A 22807-nucleotide genomic window follows, 5' to 3' on the forward strand; every position below is an offset into this window, starting at 1 on the left:
ATTTCCCGTATCGGATAAATCTTCATAACATTGAGCAATGTTTGAATAAAGAGCCGGAAAAGCACTCTTCACGGTATCATCATTTGTTTTCAAGGCATACTCCAGAGCCGTTTCAAGCCACTTTAACTTTTCAGAGGGAGTTTTTTGATGTCGGGCTATATAATAAGCGGCAAGGAATTTTTCAAAATCATTTGTGGCTTCGTTCCAGCCCTGTAAAAATAACTTACCAGCTTCTTCATTTTCTCCTTTTTCTTCTTTACTCATCCCTTGAAGACACAGCTTAACAATAGTATTGAATGGTGAAAATTCCATATTTTAATTATTTATTTGATTTTTCTTTACCAATAAATAGTTACTATTTGTTTCGTCCTTTTTAATGGTATATCCATCGGCCAGTTCTAGAATCCAACCTTCACCTGACACTTTTTGATCTCCCATCTCCGTAGGATTGGATATTGAAATCTTATCCCAGCTCGGGCTCATTAATGCCCCATTTTCAACCGTCAAAATACCCCATTTATCCGTAACTCTGATGTTAGGATATACGGTGCCTTTATTTTCAATCGGCATGATATTTCTTGGATCGAAAGAGACGTTCATTTTTTCAAATTTTATTTCAAAATGAGGTTGATCAACAAATTTCGATTGATATTCAGCAATAAGTTGTTTTCTTCTTTCGTCTCTCTTTATTTCTTCCTCAATAATTGTCGAACCATTGTAATGAACAGCTATTTTTTTAACAATTTCATTTAAATTCGCTGGAATGTTGACATTAAATGTCTTGATAAAATAATCCGTCAAATCTGTTTTTGCCGTAATCTTTTTGTTCCAGTTTTTGTCTTTATTATACAACCAATAGCCATAGACAGGAATTGTATGATAAGCAAATGATCGCACAAATGTGGCATTCTTAAAAAAGTCATTAATCCCATTCGTTAAAAACGCAATCGTTTGATCTTTACTTCTACCACTTACTATTACGCCGGTAAATTCAGCAATTCCTTCATTTAATTCCAAAGAGTTTTCATGAGAACCTGAATCAGTATACAGGCTATGTCGGTATTTTCTAAAAATCAATGCATTCGTCAAATGCTCCTTTGATTCTTTTTCCAAAGTTGAATGAATCGCTTTTTTTAAGGCTTCAAGCTCTAAACGAAGATAGACTCTACCTTCTTTTTGATCCAAATGATTATTTTCAGTATTATTCAATTCGAATCCTAATGACGGCTGTATCACGTGAAACGATTCATGAGCTAATAACCCTATCCTGTTCTCTTTATTTTGTGGGAGAGGAAGCATAATCATTGCCCATCTTTTTCCGCTCCAATTCATTGCAGTATTCGCAATATTAATATCAACCGGTAAAGTCCCCGAATATACACCTTCATTATTTTTTAAAACCCCTATTTTATCAGGCTCATTAGCGAAAACCTCTCTTGTTTTTGGATTAATTAAAAGTATGGGACCATATAGCTCCTTATTCCAGAGTCCAATATTCTTTTGAGATGCTGTTTTAATCTCATTAAAAAAAATTGAGAAGCTATCTTGAGAAACTTTTTGTGTTTGCCCGTTTACATTTTGAATGAATAAAAAAAATAACAGTATCAAAATAGTCGTTTGCCTCATAGTTAAATAGTTTACAACATTACACCACTTCCTAAATCTAATATTAATGGAAATTTTACCGCATAAAAATAAGAAAATCTGTATATTACAAATATAATGATTTACGTTTTTTTAAATAAAAAAGCCTTAGAAATATTGATCCTAAGGCTTTCGTAAGTGTTTAAGCAACCTGTTTCCCTTTGATTGGAACTTTAGAAGCTTCATATTTTTTATTTTTTGATTCTTCTCTTTTCATTTTCCTGTATTCCCACGGAGCAACCGCATGGACGTCCTGCCAAAGCCCTGCTTTATTACGCTGAGCTCTTTCCTGTAGCTTCCCTAAAGAAGCATCTTTAGAATAAGGAAAATACCACCATCCCATTCCAGCCTTTATCAGCTCTTTGGAAAGATATTTATCTTGATCATAATACACTTTGGCAATAGAACGTCCGTAACGGTCTGTATCAGTTTCAATAAAATGAATGGTTTTACCAAATATCTGATCTGAAGTAAACTGTTTGGCATTTTTTCCAAATGGTTGACCTTTTTCAGGACAATCTACCTCGGCAAGTCTCAGTTTTTTTTGTTGGTTTCCCTCAAGAAGGACAGTAATGGTATCTCCATCTGAAATTTTTATAACTCTTCCACTGGTTTGAGAGAATATAAACAGTGGAGAAAACAAACATGCTAATATCAATCGTTTCATGGGGTAAAGATAGGATTATGTAAATAAAATACCAATCTTTCAATTAATTAAAGATCGGCATTCATTAGGATTAATCAAATAATTTACAATCGATAAATTATTTAAAATTTTAATTAAATATTTTATTTAAGCACACGCCTTTTAATACTTTTACAAATTTTTAATTCCTCTTACCAGCGTGAGCTTCTTACTTCGGTTAATAAAATATAATTTACATCTATTTCCAATACCTTGGATAATCGTCAAATAAATTCTAGCACTGAGTTTATACTTCTCATTCGAATTTTAAAGTAGGAAATAACGGTAATGTACAAATTAGCATTAAAATAAAGTCAGCAAAAAGTGGAGATAAATATTTGAAAAATTCGTCTTCGTCTTTCAACAAGGTAAGTCTGTGGTTATTAATCGGGTAAAGATAATAAAAAAGTTACCACAAAAAATTAATTAAAAATTATCTCATATTTTATTTTTTTATTTAAAAAAGTATTGTACCTTTGCAACCGCAAAAACGAAGTAAAACTCGTTATTGATGACACCCTCGGGGCGTAGCGTAGTCCGGTCATCGCGCCTGGTTTGGGACCAGGAGGTCGCAGGTTCGAATCCTGCCGCCCCGACTTTTAAAATTCAAGGGTGCGTAGCTCAGCTGGATAGAGCATCTGCCTTCTAAGCAGACGGTCAAAGGTTCGAATCCTTTCGCGCTCACAAAGGCTCACAAATTTTTGTGAGTTTTTCTTTTATTTATATAGTAATGAGATAAATTGGATAGAGCATCCCGAGTTATAATCGGGACGGGCAAAGGTTCGAATCCTTTCGCGCTCACTTAAACTCACAATTTTTTGTGAGTTTTTTTTATTTATATAGTAATGAGTTAAATTGGATAAAGCGCAAAAGTTGGAGGCAACATAGAAATGCATGAATGCCAATTTAAAATTATTTTTTTATTTATACTTTTGTCTTAAAACAAAAGTATACAAAAATTCAAGACTGGAATCATACGCTAAAAATTGATATTGACTCCTAAAATTTCCAAACTCGCATGGAATCAAATCCTTCTTCTTCGACTCAAAATTCCAGCCATGCTCGAACAGTGGAAATTTTTTAACGGATTCAATCTCAATTTTTTTAACGCTCCTGCTTCCTAGGTCAATTAAACATTACCCATTCAAGCCCATCCATTTTTTATCGTCGTTTTTCTTTGTATTTAAATATAAAATTCAAATTCTCCACAACTTTTGAGACTGACCCAAAAGTTGTGGACTACGCAAAAAGTTTTGTTAATCTAAAGAGGAAAAATCTTCTATCTTTCACGCCTCTAAGCTTTATATTGAAATTCTATTCAACGCAAAGATAAGATTCAATTCATTATTGATAAGAGAGCTAAGAAAGTGACAAAAGTCGCTGATGAAGCGATGTAGATAGGCGTACGCTTAGAAAGAATCAATACAATTGATTCAGCCTTTGCTTACTAAAATACAACACTGGATAATAGAAATCCTTTGCGTTACATTTTAAAATTAAACTGATCTAAATATTCTAAGCCCCACAACTTTTGCTCTTATTCCGATTTATAATCGGGACGGGCAAAGGTTCGAATCCTTTCGCGCTCACTTTTCACAAAAGCCTCTATCTCAAAGGATTTTATTATTTTCTTTAAAAAAACAGGCGTAAAATGAGCAAAAATGACTTTTTTGTTCGAATATTTTTCAGACATTCCCCTAACTTATCTCAAAATGAAGGTCTATTCTTTACAATTAAATACATTTTGTAACAATCAATCTGGCTAGAAAATAGTTGTGATAAAAATCAATTTGTTATAATTTTGTCTTGTCTATTTTAATTCAATGAAAAATTTCAAACTTATACTTGCAAGCAGCTTATTTGCTTTAACATTGTCGTGCAAAACAGCTGCTCCAACTTCAAAAGCAACCATTCAAGATACTCCTTATCATGACCTTGGGCGTGACGGAAAAATATACGCTGCGTTCTATCAGCAACGAGCTGCAGAATACGAAGCTCTTTGTCTACAGGCCTATAACATTGCAAAACTTCGTTTGGATGAAGCTTTAGCACAAAAATCGGATAAACCTTTAGCTATTATTTCAGATATTGATGAGACTTTTTTAGATAACTCCTATTATGCTGTTGAACGTGCAAAAATGGGAGAAAACTATGATCAAAAAACTTGGGAAGAATGGACTGCAAAAGGGATTGCAAGACCACTAACCGGTTCTCAGGAATTCTATCAGTATGCAGCCAGCAAAGGTATACAGGTTTTCTATGTAACCAATCGTGTGGAACAAGAACGAGCAGGAACATTGAAAAACTTAAAAAGATACAACTTCCCACTTCAAAATGACAGCAATCTTATTCTTCGATCAAAAGAAAGCAGTAAGGAAAACCGACGAAAAGATATTGCTAAAAATTATAATATCGTCTTGCTTCTAGGAGATAATCTTGCCGATTTTTCCAATATTTTTGATAAAAAATCGGAGGCAGAGCGATCAACAGCAGTGAAAAACTCAGCAGCTGATTTTGGTAAAAAATTCATTATTATTCCTAATGTCGGTTACGGAGACTGGGAATCTTCATTTTACAATTACAAATACGATTATACCGAACAGAAGAAAGATTCAATGATGTATAAAGCTGTCAAAGCTAATCCATAAAACAAGAATACACTAAGAAGTTGTCTTATCTACTCTGAGAGAAACCTCAGATAAAGAGTATACAATTACTGTAATTGAGGACTGTTGTAAAGATGGAGATGAAGAAGTACTTCAAGTCCTGATGAAGAAAATTGTCCCTAAGCAAGCCGATGTTATTTCATTAAAAGATTGGGTTCAGTAAAAAATATATATAAAACAATTTTTGCTGGCCTATTATGATTAACTTTAAGGTAATGATATAAAAGAAGAGTGGTATTTAAATGAAGAGGATTATCAATATTCCGGATCAATAATTTTTAAAATTTAAAAATATGTGGTGGGTATACGCTATTCTTTCAGCTTTTTTTGCTTCGCTAACTGCTATTTTTGCAAAAATAGGGATAACAGGAGTTAATTCAAATCTGGCTACCGCTATAAGAAGTATTATTATTTTATTGGTGGCTTGGGGAATTGTTCTGGCACGAAGCGAATACAAGGGAATTTCAGCACTTTCCCGTCATAACCTCATTTACCTTATTGTTTCAGGATTAGCAACAGGGCTTTCCTGGATATTCTACTTTAAAGCATTACAAGCTGGAAAAGTAACACAGGTTGCTCCTGTAGATAAACTCAGTGTAGCGCTTACTATTGTTCTTTCTGTTATTTTTCTTGGCGAATCTTTAACTCTCAAAACAGCTATTGGTGCTATCTTAATCATTATAGGAACTGTAATATTAATCTTTGAATAACACCATTTCTTTTAAGAAAATATTTTCCCTCATACGTTTCATGGGATGAAAATACCGTTTCAACAACCTATTTTGCTGAATCAACTTAAGTTTTACCATAAAGACTGGTAATTCATACTACTTTTACAAAGTAAACATAACTGAAAATCATTAAAGTTAGTTCGATTATTTTTTAAGGAAACATCGATTAAGATCAATAAAAATCTTTTTTGTGCACTTTGAATTCCTTGTAGCCATTAATGGCTAAACTATACACTTAATCATGTTTGGGTAGGATTGGTTTTTCCAGTCCTATTTTTTTATTTAAATAATCTGAATTCGAATTAAGGAAATTAAATTTAAAAGGCTGGAAGTTATTTTCAGTTATAACTATTCACAGCCCAACGGCATAATTAATTTTATTTTAAAGGAGTTAAAAATAGATGAATGGTTATTCTTTATGTCCGTCATAACTTATTTCAGCATAGTATTCTTTTCCATAAGCAATTAATTACACCATTATATATTTCAACGAAAAACATATTGAAAAGTCAACACCTTGTGAAAAATATTGAAATGACGTATATTTAAATAAAAAATATCAGAAGTATTTTTTATTCTGTACAGGTAGAGAATAAATTATTATTTGAATTCATAAATAAATATCAGTAAAAAATAAAACTTAAACCCTATGAAAAAACATCAATTAAGAGCAATCTTATTAACATTTTCTGCCCTTGGCTTGGGGGTAATTTCATGTACGAACTCTGATAATCCAATGGATGAAGGCAAAGAACAAACTGTAGTAAAAGTAAGTGCACCAGAGGCTAAAGGGGAAACAACAAATCGAGTGAAATCGATCTACTCCGGAGAAACGGGAGAAGTACAAACGCAAACTATTCCATTTGGAGAAGGAACTATTACAGCTACTTTAACTCCGGAATCAGCTTCAGGAGCCTTTTCAAGATCAGGAGTATCAACCCAAAACGATTTGCAACCCGGAATAAAATATAAAATTGTGGTGTATGATAGCGCTACCGGTGCTTTTGTTACAGAAAAAGATTTTTATTCGCAGTCTTATGAGGAGCAAAGCGGTGTCCAAGGGCTGGAAACAGGCAAAGCTTATACCTTTGTAGCCTATTCCATCAATAGTACATCGGACAATCCTTCGGTAAGCCCCTCAGGTGCAAGTTCCTTTACAAATGCAGGATTGACTAATGTAAGTGGAGATTTGATGTTTTTCAGAAGGGATATGACTTTGTCTAATGGAAATAATTTCCTTGGAATAGTACTTAAGCATCAGTATAGTGAGATTACAACAAAACTGGATGCTACCGGAATTGGAAATATCACGGCGGTAAGTAATGTTACAATATATCCTACCAATAGCTCTGCCAATTTAAATTTCTCAGACAACAACATCACATACAACGGACAAACTCCGGGAGGAACTCCTGTTGTATTTCCAAGCTTAAATTCTTCTGTAGTATACAGTACTCCAACACTATTAATTTCTCCATTAACTACAACAGCAGAATTAAACATCGGCAGTATCACCATTGCCGGGAAGACGAAAACCAATATAAAAATGAGCAATGTAAAAATTACTCCGGGAACCAGATATAATCTTAACCTGAATTTTGCAACACCAAAATAAACATTGACCGTTTTGTAAAACAAATCCGTCTCACTTTAGTAATGTGAGACGGATTTTTATTTTGAGTAATCTTAAAACTTAAATTCCTCAATGGAAGTGTCGTTCAGCAAAACTTTGGTACACACTTCATGATTTTTTGCAGCTCCCTGTACACGCCACATTATGGTATATTTCTCACCACTCCTCACCTGTTTTCCCCTCTGGGATTTTAAATCATGGTCCTTGAAAACAGCTTCGTATTTCCCCACTACTCCATCTTCATAAGGTAATGTCATCTGATAAGTATAACGTACACTAATCTTATCTATGATATCCTGAATGTATTTGAACATAATAAGCAGTAGAAATACCACTACAGAACCTATTGCAGCTTCCTGATAATATCCTGCCCCTATCGTCATTCCCAAAGAAGCACAAATCCAGATGGTAACAGCTGTCGTAAGACCGGAAACCCTGTTGTCTTCTTTAAAAATTACTCCCGCCCCCACAAAACCTATTCCGGTGATGATATTTGCCGCAATCCTGTCCGGACTTCCCGACTCTCCTAAATTCATAGAAAGCATTGTGAAAATACACGCACCCAGAGTTACCAAAATCATTGTCCGAAGTCCTGCAGCTTTCAACTGATATTCTCTTTCAATTCCTATTATCCCACCGACAAAAACCGAAAATAAAATAGGAAGTAAATCATCAAGCAGATCGTTCATTTGCATTTATTTTAAATTAAAGTTCAGAATTTTTCAACTAGAAAAGATACAAAAGTTTTCCACTGAAATACTCAACATGATATTTTTATTTTATAAAAGAAAAAACCACTGTAATATCTACAGCGGTTTGGTTTTTACTTATATCAAAAGTTTATTTTAATTTATAAGAATTTCCGTTCCAAAGGTAGGTTTTGGAAGAACGTTTTTTCTTCTCTCTATCCTTGTCGTCTTTCTCCATTTCTTCCATTTTAAAAATGAAAGCATCGGAAATTCCTCCTTTATCATTAGGAAAAATATATTCTTCACTATGATAGTAAACATCAGCATCTCCTACATTCATCAGTTGAGGAAGCGCTATGAGTTTTTTATCCTTAAAAAGAACATATTGATCATAACTTGCAATACCACAAGCTTCACCGGAAACCATTGCTTTCAGAGTCAATTCAACATTCTGGAGTTTATGATTACTTTCAATATTGAAGGTCGCATAGCTTAACTCTTCTCCTCTTCCCGTATCAAAATATACCTCATCGATCAGTGCATTGCCTTCAACAACTTTTATTCCGGCAATATTTTGTTTTTCGGTGCCATTGTATTCTTTACTTTTCCTATCAATTGTTTTGGAAAGCCCAAAAAGGAAATCATACCCATTTTTGTTACGATATCCTACACAAAGATTACCTCCCCAAACATAGCCTTCAGAAGTTGTATCTCCTTTTTGATAAGATATTTTATACCAATTGGCTCCTCTTTCTCCTAATTTTAAAATAGATTCTTCTTTTTTCAAGATCATTACCTGTTGATTAGTCTGCAATGAATCCAAAACCTGAGAAGTGACATTCGGCTCCTTTCTTATTCTCGTCCAATCTGTAAAAATCTTTTGTGTTTTATTTTCTTCAAAATTAAAAACACCATCTGCATAAACTTCATTTTCCTGGGCTGCAAAAAATTGCAACGTCAATAATAATAAAGCCGTCCATAAAGTTTTCATGTTTATAGTTTATTTTTTTATTTTTCCAATAGCAAGCTCACCCACTCTTCACGTTGAAGTTGTTTTTTCAACTCTAAACCATTCTCTTTACATACTTCCAGAATATCATCCACGTCAAAGAAACATAATCCTGAAAGTAATAATTTTCCTCCTTTATCCAAAACAGAAACATAGGTTGGAATATCTGAAATCAAAATATTTCTGTTGATATTAGCCAGAACAATTTCAAAATTTTCTTTTCCTAAATTTTCAGCTGTTCCTTGTTCAATATCCAGCTCAACACCATTTCTTACTGCATTTTCTTTTGAGTTTTCTACAGACCATTCATCGATATCAATAGCTTTGGTATCTCCTGCTCCCTGCTGTTTTGCATAAATTGCCAACACTGAAGTTCCGCATCCCATATCCAGCACTTTTTTACCATTAAAATCAATATCCATCATCTGTTGGATCATCAAATGGGTTGTAGGGTGATGCCCAGTTCCAAAAGACATTTTAGGCTGAATGATAATTTCATGCATTCCCGGCACAGATTCATGAAACTCTGCTCTAATCAGTACTTTATCATCAATATTGATAGGAGAAAAGTTCTTTTCCCACTCTTCATTCCAATTGATATTCGGCATTTCTTCGAAAGTGTAGTCAATTTTTACATTCTCGTTTTCAAAGATGGGAAGAGCTTTCAACTGATCTTCATGAAATAAATCTGCCTGGATATATCCTAAAATTCCATCAATTTCTTCTGTAAAGCTGTCAAAACCTATTTCTATAAGCTCTGCCATTAATATCTCATTCCAAGGTTGTAATGGCGAAATTTTGAAATTGAATTCTAAATAATTTTGCATGTGAATAATTTGTTGCAAAAATACTAATGTTATTATTGCTAAAAAAATGGAAAGGGTAAGTTTTGGCTAAAGCCCGCGAATTTTATGTATTTATTAAATGGGCTAAAGCCCATTTCTATTGAATTACATCTAGATCTTTAGAGTTTTGTCTCTTGCTGATCTCGCTGATAATGCAGATTTTTATTTTTAACCACGGATGACACGAATTTACATGGATGATTCTGCAGAAGCTTAATGTTATTTTTTAAATTTCGTTACATAGCCATAATAAAAAAGGCGGGCAAGCATTCCTCTATTGAATTGTATTTATAAATCTTTAGAATTTTGACTCTCGTTGATTGAGCTGATAATGCAGATTTTTATTTTTAACCACGGATGACACGAATTTACACGGATGATCCTGCGGAAGCTTGATGTTATTTTTTAAAATTTTGTATAGATAGCGGTAATAAAAAGGCGGACAAGCCTTCTTCTATTGAATTGTATTTATAAATCTTTAGAGTTTTGACTCTCGCTGATTGAGCTGATAATGCCGATTTTTATTTTTAACCACGGATGACACGAATTTACATGGATGATTCTGCAGAAGCTTAATGTTATTTTTTAAAATTTCGTTACATAGCCATAATAAAAAAGGCGGACAAGCCTTCTTCTATTGAATTGTATTTATAAATCTTTAGAGTTTTGACTCTCGCTGATCTCGCTGATAATGCAGATTTTTATTTTTAACCACGGATGACACGAATTTACACGGATGATTCTGCAGAAGCTTAATGTTATTTTTTAAATTTTGTATAGATAACGGTAATAAAAAAGGTGGACAAAAGCCCACCTATATTGAATTTGATTGTTTAAAATAAACTTCAGGAATTTCCCGACAACTTTAAACTTTAAACTTTAAATCTTAAACCCATTATGGATTTGTAGAGAAAATAGAACCATTTGCAATCAACGCTCTTCTGTTCATTTTTAAAATATCTCTTACCCATTCTGCAAAGTCTTCAGGTTGTAAGACTTTATCAGGGTTTCCGTCTGTAAGTCCACCTTGGATACTCATATCAGAAGCGATGGTACTTGGCGTTAATGTAATGACACGGATATTTTGTTTTCTCCATTCCGCCATCATAGATTGGGATAAAGAGACCACAGCAGCCTTTGAAGCAGCATACGCTGACATATTAGGACCACCTTTTAACCCTGCTGTAGAAGCCACATTTACAATATCTCCTTCTCCTTTGCCCTTCATAAATGGATGAACAGCTTTAGCTGCATAGTATACTCCAAATAAGTTTGTTTTAATAACCTGTTCCCAGGTTTCAGACGGCATTTCTTCTAATGTCCCGAAATCTCCGATCCCCGCATTATTAATCAGGATATCTACTCCACCCAGGCTTTCAGCCAATTTGTTGATCCCTGCTTTTACAGCTTCTTCTTCATCGATATTGAATACTGCATAGGCTGCATTCACTCCTAATTTTTGGATTTCATCAACTGCATTTTTAAGGTTTTCTTCGTTTCTTCCTGTGATCGCAACGTTCACTCCTTCATTAGCCAAAGCTAAAGCTACCGCTTTACCCAGCCCTCTTCCGCCACCTGTTACGATGGCATTTTTTCCGTTTATATTCATAGTAATATACTTTTCGTGTTACAAAGTTACGAAAGAACATTTTATGGAGTGGAAAGAAAAAATATTTAATAGTTTTTTAATGGTCTTTATTGAACCACAAAAGACGCAAAAGTTTTTAACCACTTAAGTTTTTTTAAGTTAAAGGCGTTGCGTTGAGAAGAGCACTTAAGTTTTATGAAAATCTATGATTTTCATCCTATCTGAACTTTTTTTCCCATCCTAAAAACATTAAAACTTTTGTGACTTTTGTAGTTTATCATTTTTAACCTTTGCAACAAAATAAAACCGGCTCATTACGAACCGGTTTAAAAATCAAAAAATGTATATTAAAAAATAGAAGGCTTAAGGAATCTGAATAGAATTTTGCACATCAAATTCTTCGGACGCAGAAAATTCATTTCCATACATATCTACTGCTTTTACCTCAACTTTATGTTTTCCCAGTGCTAATTTTTTAGGAAAATCTCCTACCCAGATGTGTTTCGACATTTCAGGATTAGATGGTCTTCTTCCTGATAAGATTTTCTCTGTGGTATCCCATTTGAAAACAGAAAGAGCAAAATTAGGATCGATGGTTTCATCATATTCCATTGCTTCCCATTTTCCGTTATCTATTCTGTATTCTACTTTATCTTTTTTGCTTCCCATAAAGAAGTTTGCCAATACTTTTGCAGATGTTTTTGATGGGAAAGGAATCGCTTTCGGAACATAGAGTTTGATTTGATAATCTTCCGGTTTTCCCGCTGTTTTATATTTTACTTTATACTGATTATCCGTAAAACTGATGAAAGAATATCCTTTAGCTGTACCGTCTCTCATCGTTGAGGTAGGAAGTCCGGCATCATCAGGTGTCCCTGAATACCAGTCGCCACAAGTGGTTCCTACGTTATATTCGTGCAGTTCCTTTGCTCCGTTCCAACCTGCTTTTTTTCCGTAGAAAATCTGTTGTTGAATGTGAGTATGGGCAGATAAGATCAATGCATTTTGGAATGGACTCAGAAAATCAAATAATTTCTGACGGTCTGCATTTCTGAAGTTGTCTTCGTTATGATGTTCCAATGGAATATGAAAAGATACCACGATCAGTTTATTTTTATCTACCAATTTTAAATCGTTTTCGATAAACTGAAGCTGATCTTCACGGAAACCTCCCCAGTATCCTTTGCCATCTCTCGGGTCCGGATACAAAATATCATCTAAAATAATAAAGTGTACATTTCCATAATTGAAAGAATAATTAGCCGGACCAAAATTGGATTCAAAAGTCTCGTCTGAAAGCTTGTCTTCTTTGGCATCATAATTCATGTCGTGATTTCCCATTACATTATACCAAGGTAACCCCACTTCTTTCATTACGTCTGCATAAGGTTTCTGTAAACTTAAGTTATCCCCTACAAGATCCCCTAAACTGATACCTAATACCGCATTTTTCTTGGCATTTTTAACTTCATTGACAATTCCTCTTTTGAAATAATCCAGTTCTTTTTCGGTATAAGGCTGTGGATCTCCAAAAACCAGAATATCGAAATTCTTATTTTCATTTTGCCTATACAGTGGAAAATTCAGTTCTTTAGGGAGCTCTCCTGTTGGAGCCACTCCTTTATATTTGAAGTCTGCCGGTGATCCTTTCGGTTTATGATGATAGTAAAACTGAGGAAGATTATTACTGTTCAGAGCAGTCTGATATCCTGTAGGTTTGATTACAAAAACAGTTTGATCATCCTGAATAGGTAAACTATACCTCCCGTTTTTATCGGTTAAAACTACCTGAATACCGTTGGAAACAGCAACTCCTTCAATACCTTTTTCACGGTTTTCTCTTTTTTGATTTTTATTGCTGTCCTCATAAACATACCCGGAAACAGAAGATTGTGAGAAGGCCATCGTTGAAATCAGCATACACGGCATCAAAAATTTTATATTGATATTCATCCTTATTCTTTTATTGTTATCTTTATTCTTTATTCTAAAAAATTATTTACTCCACCAGACTTTCACATTGATATTATCTCCACCCATTTGCTGAACGGCAGTCTGATAATTGGTACTATTCAATACTTTTGGATTGGGAGGATACATTAATCTCTGAGGAAGATTTCCATTATTCAGCAATCCCCCATTATTAGGAAGCTCCGGAAAACCTGTTCTTCTTTTTTCAAACCATTGTTGTTGATCTACGAAGAAAAGCGCAATATATTTTTGAAGCATAATTCTACTCATATCCGGTTGATAAGCTACATTCGGATTATTGAAATAATTAGCAGGAACCGCAGCTCCCCATTGTTCTATAGAAGCTTTTACACCATTTTCATAATACGTTTGTGCACTTCCCTGAATAATCCCTTTCAATGCCAATTCTGCCAGTGTAAACTGAAGTTCAGCATATGGGTAAACAAAGATTTTTAAAGGTCCTTTTGCTAAATTCTGGTTCAGGTTCGACGGCTGATAAGAGAATGTAGATCCAAAAGGATAACCGGAAGGCGCTCCCACATAACCAATATTTGTATTTTTTAAGTCCTTTGCCTGTGTAAAAAACATTGCCATACGGGGATCATTATTAGCTTGCAATGCCTTTACGAAAAAGTCTGAAGCCGCTCTTCCCGTGGTAAAATCCTGAGGTCTTGCAATAGGAGGCATTAATGGAGAAATCCCTGTAATATCCAATTTAGTCCCATCGGCATTGCTCAGGAAAATAGGATAAATGCTAGGGTTATTCATAATTTCCTGGATTCTTTCTTTTACATTCACTTCTCCATCTTTGCTTAATATTCTGGTCAACAGTCTTAGAGAAAGCGAATTACAGAATTTTTTCCAGTTGGTGATTCCATTAACATCTGTATCTGCTTTATAAAACAAATCACCTCCGACAAGTGTTTTATTGGTAACAAATAGAGTGTTTGCCATTTTTAGATCATCCAGTAGACGTACATAAATATCTTTTTGTCTATCAAATTTTGGCTGAGAGATATTATTATCCAACTGTGACGCTTCTGAGAATGGAACATCTCCGTAAGTGTCTGTAAGGTTAGAATAAATCCATGCATTCAACACCATTGAGATAGCCTGATAGTTTTTGTCTCCTTCTGCAGTGGCTGCCTTTTTCAGGTCATCAACTTGCTTTAGCCATCTGTAAGAATTATTCCAGAAACCGGAACCTGTGTTTTCTGTAAGATAATAGCGGCTTAATGAATTTCCTTCATTAGGAAAATCCAAAGAGACCTGCATGATATCAAAAGTAAAATCATTAGCTCTGTTATAGCCTACGGACGCCATATTGTATTGTATAGGAACTAATAAGGAACTGGCCACAGGTTCGTTGATTCTACTTGTATCTTTATTAATTTCATCAAGACTTCTATCACACGAAACAGTACTCCCCACAAGGGCAAAGAATGAACATATATAGATTATTTTTTTCATTTTTTTCATTTTAAAATTTAACATTTAATTGTATTCCCACTGTTCTGGATGTAGGCAGCTGACCCATTTCAACCCCCGGTGTAATTGTAGAATTATCAAGGGTTGCAACTTCCGGGTCAAACATTGGAAATTTCGTCCACATCCAAAGGTTTCTTCCGAATAAAGCAAGAGTAAGCTCTCTTACTTTTAAAGGTTCAATCACAGATTTTGGGAAAGAGAAAGCAATTCTGGCATCTCTCAACTTGATAAATGAGGTATCAAATGAATTGGTTTCTATATTGGCTCTTCTGTAGTAATCTCCATAGTAAGTAGAAACCGGTATTCCTTTCGTATTAGTAGAAAAGCTTCCATCAGGGTTTTGAACTACTCCTTCCCCTACAATCAGACCACCAGGATTATCTCTTCCTACTAGAGTATGGGTAAGTTTTCCTTGTTCAGACATTTTGTGGTGAGAATGAGAATAGGCCATTCCTTTGTATTGTCCGTCAAAAGAGAAGCTAATGGTAATATTTTTATATCTGAATTCATTCTGGAGTCCTGCTCTCCATTTCGGATACACATTGCCTATTTTTTTCATATCGTTAGGCTTTCCCGTTAAACCGTCGCTACCATAGATCACCTGGCCATCCGGAGAATACATCAATCCGTACCCATACATATCTCCAAGAGAACCGCCTACTACTGCATTATAATAAGCTACTCCTCCTACACTTCCCATTGTATAAGGCTGTCCCTGAAATTCTTCCGGAAGGGAAAGAATTTTATTTCGGTTCATCGACCAGTTGGCATTCACACTCCATGAAAAGTCTTTATTTTTGATGGGATAGGCATTTAATGTCAACTCAATTCCTCGGTTTCTCAATTCTCCGGCATTGATAATTCTTCTGTTGTATCCGGTTTCATATAATACGGGAATTATAATCGACTGATCTTTAGAATTGTTTTGGTAAGCCGTAAAATTGAATGTCAATCTATTTTTCAGGAAGGTAAAATCCATACCTCCTTCAATGTTCGTAATCATTTCCGGTCTCAAGTTAGGATCCGGATACAATAAAGGAGATTCTACTGATCCTGTAAATACGCTATTTTCATAGTACTTTTCAAGCATGTAGTTATAGGTATCATTTCCTACTTTTGACCATGATAATCTCAATTTCCAGAAATTAAAATTATCCGATTTTAGCTTAAAAATATCCGACAGCACGAAAGAGGATGCCAATGAAGGATAAAAATATGATCTGTTGCGGCTTGGCAATGTACTACTCCAGTCATTTCTTGCCGTTACATCTAAGAAGATCATGTCTTTATAGCTGAAATTAGCTAATGCATAGACACTATTCACCTGGTTATCGTTAGGGCTTGGAAGTCTGTTGTCCAGAGATGTTGCATTGGAAAGCTGGTAAAGCCCTGCTCTGTTTAATCCGATGGCTCTGTAATCATTCATAGTATATTCATGATATCTGATGTTACCACCGGCAGATCCTGTTACCCCAAAGTTTCCGAATTTATTTTTATAGGTTAATAAAATATCATTATTCAGGTCAAAATATCTGATATATTGTTCTCTGTAGTATCCTTTCGGGTAATTAGCAGAACTCCAAGGTCTTCTTTGTGTACGGAATTCATTATTCCATTCCAAACCTGTTTTATAGGCGATATCAAAGTGCTTTGACAGTTGGTAGCTGATATTAATATTTCCGGTAAGAAGTTTTTTATTAACGCTATTCAGGTTTTCATAGGCAATCAGATAAGGATTATCTATATATGAACTGAAAGGATGGATCTGATCTACCTGATCCTGACCGCTTTTCCAGATAGGTCTGTACCATGCCAAATCCACGTTTGGATTCTGGAAGATCATAAAATATGAAATCGACTGATTGTTGTATCCTGTAGCAGGAAGGTTATCACTTTTTGTCTGGCTGAAATTAACCTTAGCTCCGATTTTTAATTTGCTACTCAGCTTATGGTCGAAAGACAAAGCTCCATTTAATCTATTGAAACCAGTATTAGGCATCATCCATTCATTCTTCAGGTAAGAAAGAGAGGTTCTGAATGCTGTAGTCTCATTGGATTGCTCTATAGATAAACTGTTGGAATAATTAGAACCTACCTGCCAAAAATCTTTGATGTTGTTTTTATAGGGTTGCCAAAGTTTTCTTTCAAGGCTTTGTCCTTCTACTGTCGGGTCATATTGAAAATAATATTGCCCGTCAAATTTAGGTCCGAAAGCACTACTGGTAGAACCTGTATTTACCCCGTCTGCTGAAGCTCCGTAAGAATAATAATAATTCCCGTTTTTGTCTCTTTGTTGGGTTCCCTGTCCGTATTCATACTGATAATCCGGCCATTTCAATACCGTATCATAACTCGTGTAAGAATTTAAGGTTACCTGAATTTTCCCTTTTCTGGATTTTCCGGATTTGGTAGTGATCATAATAGCCCCTCTTGATCCTCTTGATCCATATAATGCGGATGCTGTAGGTCCTTTCAAAATAGTAACGGATTCAATATCATCAGGATTGATACTATTGAAACTATCTCCGTAATCAATCGGTAAGTCGCCTCCTGAACCTGCACCATAAGCAGCGGTTCCTGTTCCGGTTTTCTTTCCACTCAAAGGAACGCCATCCACAACAATAAGGGCATCATTATTTCCCATATTCATGGAAATATCTCCACGAAGAGTAATACGGGATGTTCCAAGAGGCCCTGCTCCGGCAGTCTGAATTTTCAACCCTGCAACTTTACCTTCTAAAGCTGCTGCCCAGTTGTTGTTCTGGGTTTGTAAAATTTCATCAGATTTAACAGTCTGGGTGGCATATCCCAAAGATTTGTCGTGTCTCTTAATTCCTAAAGCAGTGACCACGACCTCATCAAGTCCTTTAATTGTGTCTTTTTTAGCTTTCTGCTGAGCCGTCAGATTGACGCTGATTAATCCTAACAGCGACAAAACCAACAACTTTTGTGTCTCTTTACGCATATCCTTTTTGTTTGCGCAAAATTAAAACGACATTATGAGTAAGATTTTAACAACGTTTTAACGTTTATTAAATGTTTATTGAATAGTATATTAAGTATTCCTTAACAATACTAGACAAAAAACTGATTAACAAACACTTATGAAATTAAGAATTTTTAACACTATTTCCAAATTATGTTTATTTGTGTATCTTTATTGTCTTGCCCTGAGATAATAATACAAAATATAAAGATAAATTACTCTCAATCAATATAGTAAATGCATTTTTTTCATGAGCAACGATATGATCCGTTTTATCACTTTTACGAAAGACATTTTAAACGCAGTGCTCGCAAAGCGTTGATTGAAATACTTTAATAATGTTCACAAGGGCGTTTCACCCAGCAAAATATTTGCGCTCTCCACGTTGACAAAAGACTCTTATTTTTTGCTGCTAATACAAGAATAATTATTAATCCGGATTCAAAATTTTATAAAATTAAAGTCTGCCCTGGAAGGGGCAGACTTGGAAAATTATCGGCTGTTATTTGCTTATTTATTTTTCAGTTGCTCAGGAATATTTGTAGTCACAAATCCGATTCCCTGCTTTTTCAATTCATCATAAATAGCGACATCATTTACCGTCCATGAATTGGTAATAAGTCCGAGTGTCTTAGCTTCAGAAATCCAGGTAGGGTTTTTCTGGAAAACACTGTAATGATAATCCATCCCGTCCAATCCTTCTTTTTTGATCTGTTCCGGCGATAATTCTCCGTTCAGATATTGTACTTTAAATGTTGGAGCAAGCTTTTTGATCTCTTTACAAATATTTAAACTGAAAGAAATAAACTCAGTCTGAGATTCCAGCTTCATATTCTTGATCATTTTGATGGTCTTCTGAGTAATTTCATTCTCCAGTTCCGGAGTTTTCGCAGGCTTTATTTCAACAATTAATTTTACAGAGGCATCTTTTTTCCCTTGTTTTAAATAATCTTTTAAAGTCGGAAACTTTTCACCGTTTGATAATTTCACAGCTTCTAATTCCTTGAAAGAGGCTTCAGAAATTTCCATATCTCCATGATGCTCATCATGGTTGATTACCAATACCCCGTCTTTTGTCATTCTCACGTCAAACTCTGAGCCGTAGACTTTGAGTTTCTGAGCGTTTTCTAAGGATTTAATCGAGTTTTCCGTAGTAGGAGGCTGAGCCTGGAAATACCCTCTATGGGCTATGATCTGGGTTTGTGCTTTCATCAAAACTGTACTTAAAACTACTAACCCTAAGATAAAATTTTTCATAATATAATTTAGATAATTAATACAAAGTCCTGAAACTTTTGATAAAGGTAGTTAAATAGGACTTATTGAGAAATATAAAACCACAAAAGAAAGGTCTTATTACTTTCTTTAAGAGTCCTGTCTTTTGTGGTTGCTAACTACTACTATAAATTAAAAACTGTACTTCGCTCCAATTTGAATTTGGTATGGATTTCCTGATAGGGGTGCTAAACCACTACCACTGATGTTTTTCGTATACTGAAACTGTTTAGTTACAGGATCAAAACTTTTAATCTTATACATAGAAGTATTTCCATACGATTCGTTTACACCCCATTCTTTATTAAGCAAGTTGGCAACGTTGAAGATATCTACTGAAAGTTCAAATGCTCCTATTTTATCAAATTTTATTTTCTTAGCAATACGCAAATCCCAAACTCCATAGAATCCATTCTTACCTCCGTTACGTTCTGCGATTTTACCATTGTATTCGCTCACATAATCTTTCAATGCTTTTCCAACACTCGGATCATCAAGAATAGATTGTGCTATATTAGGGAAAATGTAAGCAAGATCATTGCTGTCTACAAAGTCTCCGTTAATATTCCCCCCTGCAGTCATAGAGAAACGAGTTCCTCCGATTCCTGAATACCTGATTCCTAATGTAAATCCTGCAATCGTAGGTGAGTTACCATAAATAACCACTTTATTACGGAACTGGTTGTCTGAATACGTCATTCTTAAATCTCTAGGATCTCCCTGAACCATTGTGGATAATGTTGCTGAATTGGCTACGTTACCATTATATGAGGTATTGTCTTTAATATCAGACCAGGTATAACTTGCTGTGATTTCCCCATCTTTCCAATAACGGTAGCTGGTATCTACTACAAATGAGAACTGATTTACTTTTCCATCACTTACCAATTCTAATACTCTTCCGAAGTTCTTATTAATCCTTCCTTCTTTCCAGTCAACTTTTGCTCCGTTTATAGCTGAAGTAGGAACATATACTCCTCTTCCTCCTTCATTATCCAATGTAAAGAATGGGTTAGCTACCATATTTCGGTCATAGTAATAGTAGTTATTTCTACCTAAAGCCATATAGGCTGCTAATCCTGCTCTGAATCTATCATTAAAGAAGTGGGTATAAGAGATATTCGCTTTGTAAACAATTGGAATTTTAGCATCTTTACCAGTATAGTTAATGGTTGGAACCTGCTCTTTAGCAAGGGTAGGAATTGCACCATAATTATTTCTATAATTAACAAAATCAGGAGTCAATCCAACTGTTGCAGGATCTACATCTACTGTTGCTAAATGTTTCCCATCGAACACCAGGTTATTGATAATCATATAATTGTTGATATCTGAAGAGAATATCCCGGCTCCAAACTTCAGGAAGTCTTTATTTTGTTCATTGATATTCCACTCAAACTGGAATCTTGGCTGAATCACGAAAGATTTGATCTTATTATCTGTTCTGATTCCCATCTCATCAAATAATTTCTGGTTGAATTCAGCTTTTGGATAACCTCCGTAATCTAATCTCAGACCCGCCATCAAATCTAACCCTTTTGCAATTTTAGTCTGGAACTGTCCATAAATACCAATATTCCAGATATTAGACCTTACTGAAGGATCATCCATTAAAGGAACCTCTCTATAGAATCTGTAAGGGGTAAGGTTATTAAAATTATCAAGGCTGCTTAATTTTTTATCCGCGTCTTCCTTAAAGTGGAACCTTCCGTTCACTTCACTTCCGTAAACCGATTTTGAAGTGGTATACATTAAATCTGCACCGAAAGTATATTTTACTTTATCTGTGTTGTAATATAGGTTATCTACAATCTGAAATACATTATTTCTGAAGCTTTCCTGTGCAAAACGGTGTCCTCCGATCTGAATATTTGTAGAACCGGCACTTGATGCTACCCCTTCTACAATGGCTCTTGGTACAGGTCTTCCTAATTCATCATTCTGATAACTATCCTGGAAAGTATATAAATACTGAGCCTTCAATTCATTTGTTAAATTAGACTTTAGATTAGATCTTAAAGTCACTAACAAACTATTGTCAAGGTTTTTATCATTCCCGTAAGATTCAAAAAAGTTGATATTGGTATTATCACCAAGCCCGTTTTTATTGAGATCGTAAGTGAAGTTGTTTCTTAATGTCAATAAATGCTTCTCATTGATCTGCCAGTCTAAACGTAAAAATGCGGCATCAGAATTTCTCACTTTATCGAAGCTTCCGAACTGAGGAGTGTTTCCTACCCCATATTTAGATCTTGCAATATCTAAGAACTTATTAAGTGTTTCTGTTGTGGTATTAAATCTCTTTTCATCTTCTTTGGATCTGATATCAGCAATAATCAAAGGTCTTGAGTCCAGCTGGTGATCCCATGCTACAAAGAAGTGAAGTTTATTTTTGATGATCGGTCCACCCAAAGAGAATCCGAACTGAGAAGTAGAGAAATCATTCTGTCTTTTGTTTCCCCTGATGTCATAAGGACTGGAAAGCCAATTAGCTCTTAAATATTCCCAGGCACTTCCTGAAAACTTATTTGTACCTGATTTGGTTACTGCACTTACAGTTCCTCCTCCACTTCTTCCTAAAGTAACGTCATATTGGTTCGTAGTAATCTTGAATTCACGTACTGCTTCAATAGAAATTGAAAAAGGAGCCCCACTTCGGCTGGTTGTAGCCCCTGCAGAAGTTGGATTTTTTGCAGTCATCCCGTCAATTGTAAAGTTTGTGGAAGAGCCAAGCTGCCCGGAAAGGTTTCCACCTTTACCACTTAGAGGCGACAATTCAGTTAGATTCGCAAAGTTTCTTCCGTTTACAGGAAGCATACTGATATTCTTAGCTGAAATAGCTGTAGCTGCACCCAGATTTCCGATCTTGTTTTTAAGGTTTCCGGTAATTTTTACTTCTTCAATATGTTTTTCATTACCTAAATCCATATTTACAGTAACCTGATCACCAAAATTGACATTGTAGCCTTCTTTTTTATCCTCATTGACAATAACTGTATAAGGCCCGCCAAGAGGAATTTCTTTAAAAATATACTCTCCTTTTGAATTGGTTTCGGTTTCGGTTCTGAATCCTGTAGATTCATTAACGATCGTTACTTTCACTTTTTCCTGAGCCGTACTTCCCGGTCCGGTTACTTTTCCTACAATAGAAGCTTGTGTTGTCTGTGCATATGACAACGTTCCAAGTCCTAAAAACAATAATCCCAGTACAATCTTTACTTTTTTCATTACCTCAAATTAGATGTGCAAAGGTATTTTGACTTACGGCGCTTTTGTTTAAGAGAATTTTAACTTTTTTTTAATTAAATAACAACGTTATGTTAATTTATCTTAAACACTCTTTTTATCCTTTGCAGGACCAGCTTGTTGAGGAGTGTTACAGCTTTTTAATTTTCCAGAACTACTTAATTGTGCTATTTTATAGTAATCTCATTAAATTTTATAGTACACCCATCATTAGAATTTTCATAAAATATTGAACAATTTTTATCTCATTAATTTTCAATATTTTAATAAATCAAGTGTGATAGCTTTATAAAATTTCTTTTTTGCACAGAAATTTGAAGTCGTTTAATTTTTTTCAATGAGCCCCGTAGG

General features: G+C 34.8%; 14 protein-coding genes and 2 tRNA genes. 5 read left to right on the forward strand and 11 right to left on the reverse strand.

Annotated features, from left to right (window positions below):
* Nucleotides 1-315: 315 nt before the first annotated feature.
* Together CW752_RS07450 and CW752_RS07455 are read right to left on the reverse strand one after the other, a co-directional pair.
* The gene (locus CW752_RS07450; protein ID WP_317044725.1) at nt 316-1608 is read right to left on the reverse strand and encodes a hypothetical protein; all 1293 of its coding nucleotides are present in this window, start codon (nt 1606-1608) and stop codon (nt 316-318) included.
* A gap of 178 nt (nt 1609-1786) precedes the next feature.
* Nucleotides 1787-2311 (reverse strand): thermonuclease family protein, encoded by a 525-nt coding sequence (locus CW752_RS07455; protein ID WP_101239122.1) that lies wholly within the window; start codon nt 2309-2311, stop codon nt 1787-1789.
* 539 nt (nt 2312-2850) lie between these two features.
* On the opposite strand from CW752_RS07455, the gene CW752_RS07460 reads away from it, so the two are divergent.
* The 5 genes from CW752_RS07460 to CW752_RS07480 all read left to right on the forward strand — a co-directional run bounded on the left by CW752_RS07460 (nt 2851) and on the right by CW752_RS07480 (nt 7341).
* Nucleotides 2851-2925 (forward strand) — tRNA-Pro (locus CW752_RS07460).
* A 14-nt stretch (nt 2926-2939) separates the two neighbouring features.
* Nucleotides 2940-3013, forward strand: a tRNA-Arg gene (locus tag CW752_RS07465).
* A gap of 1139 nt (nt 3014-4152) precedes the next feature.
* Nucleotides 4153-4977: a 5'-nucleotidase, lipoprotein e(P4) family gene (locus CW752_RS07470; protein WP_101239123.1), complete on the forward strand. Its 825-nt coding sequence runs from the start codon at nt 4153-4155 to the stop codon at nt 4975-4977.
* Between the two features lie 311 nt (nt 4978-5288).
* The gene (locus tag CW752_RS07475; protein ID WP_101239124.1) at nt 5289-5705 is read left to right on the forward strand and encodes an EamA family transporter; all 417 of its coding nucleotides are present in this window, start codon (nt 5289-5291) and stop codon (nt 5703-5705) included.
* A 670-nt stretch (nt 5706-6375) separates the two neighbouring features.
* On the forward strand, nt 6376-7341 hold the full coding sequence (locus CW752_RS07480; RefSeq protein WP_101239125.1) for a fimbrillin family protein: 966 nt from the start codon (nt 6376-6378) through the stop codon (nt 7339-7341).
* Between the two features lie 71 nt (nt 7342-7412).
* Here the strand turns inward: CW752_RS07480 and CW752_RS07485 are convergent, their stop codons facing one another.
* The 9 genes from CW752_RS07485 to CW752_RS07525 form a co-directional block, all read right to left on the reverse strand.
* The gene (locus CW752_RS07485) at nt 7413-8048 is read right to left on the reverse strand and encodes an MgtC/SapB family protein (protein WP_101239146.1); all 636 of its coding nucleotides are present in this window, start codon (nt 8046-8048) and stop codon (nt 7413-7415) included.
* A gap of 151 nt (nt 8049-8199) precedes the next feature.
* The gene (locus CW752_RS07490) at nt 8200-9039 is read right to left on the reverse strand and encodes an SH3 domain-containing protein (protein WP_101239126.1); all 840 of its coding nucleotides are present in this window, start codon (nt 9037-9039) and stop codon (nt 8200-8202) included.
* A 17-nt stretch (nt 9040-9056) separates the two neighbouring features.
* Nucleotides 9057-9884, reverse strand: a complete 828-nt coding sequence (prmA, locus tag CW752_RS07495) for a 50S ribosomal protein L11 methyltransferase (protein ID WP_101239127.1) — start codon at nt 9882-9884, stop codon at nt 9057-9059.
* Between the two features lie 913 nt (nt 9885-10797).
* Complete coding sequence (locus tag CW752_RS07500) at nt 10798-11511, reverse strand: 3-ketoacyl-ACP reductase (RefSeq protein WP_101239128.1); 714 nt, start codon at nt 11509-11511, stop codon at nt 10798-10800.
* Between the two features lie 342 nt (nt 11512-11853).
* Nucleotides 11854-13419: a calcineurin-like phosphoesterase C-terminal domain-containing protein gene (locus CW752_RS07505; RefSeq protein ID WP_101239147.1), complete on the reverse strand. Its 1566-nt coding sequence runs from the start codon at nt 13417-13419 to the stop codon at nt 11854-11856.
* A 66-nt stretch (nt 13420-13485) separates the two neighbouring features.
* Nucleotides 13486-14931, reverse strand: coding sequence for a SusD/RagB family nutrient-binding outer membrane lipoprotein (locus tag CW752_RS07510; RefSeq protein ID WP_101239148.1), 1446 nt, complete (start codon nt 14929-14931; stop codon nt 13486-13488).
* A gap of 10 nt (nt 14932-14941) precedes the next feature.
* Entirely contained in the window at nt 14942-17914 is a 2973-nt protein-coding gene (locus CW752_RS07515; protein ID WP_101239129.1) for a SusC/RagA family TonB-linked outer membrane protein, read from the reverse strand.
* A 531-nt stretch (nt 17915-18445) separates the two neighbouring features.
* Nucleotides 18446-19192: a glycerophosphodiester phosphodiesterase family protein gene (locus CW752_RS07520; protein ID WP_101239130.1), complete on the reverse strand. Its 747-nt coding sequence runs from the start codon at nt 19190-19192 to the stop codon at nt 18446-18448.
* Between the two features lie 150 nt (nt 19193-19342).
* Nucleotides 19343-22438, reverse strand: a complete 3096-nt coding sequence (locus tag CW752_RS07525) for a TonB-dependent receptor (protein WP_101239131.1) — start codon at nt 22436-22438, stop codon at nt 19343-19345.
* Between the last annotated feature and the right edge of the window lie 369 nt (nt 22439-22807).

Origin of the sequence: Chryseobacterium sp. PMSZPI (assembly GCF_002835665.1) — a bacterium.
GTDB lineage: Bacteria > Bacteroidota > Bacteroidia > Flavobacteriales > Weeksellaceae > Chryseobacterium.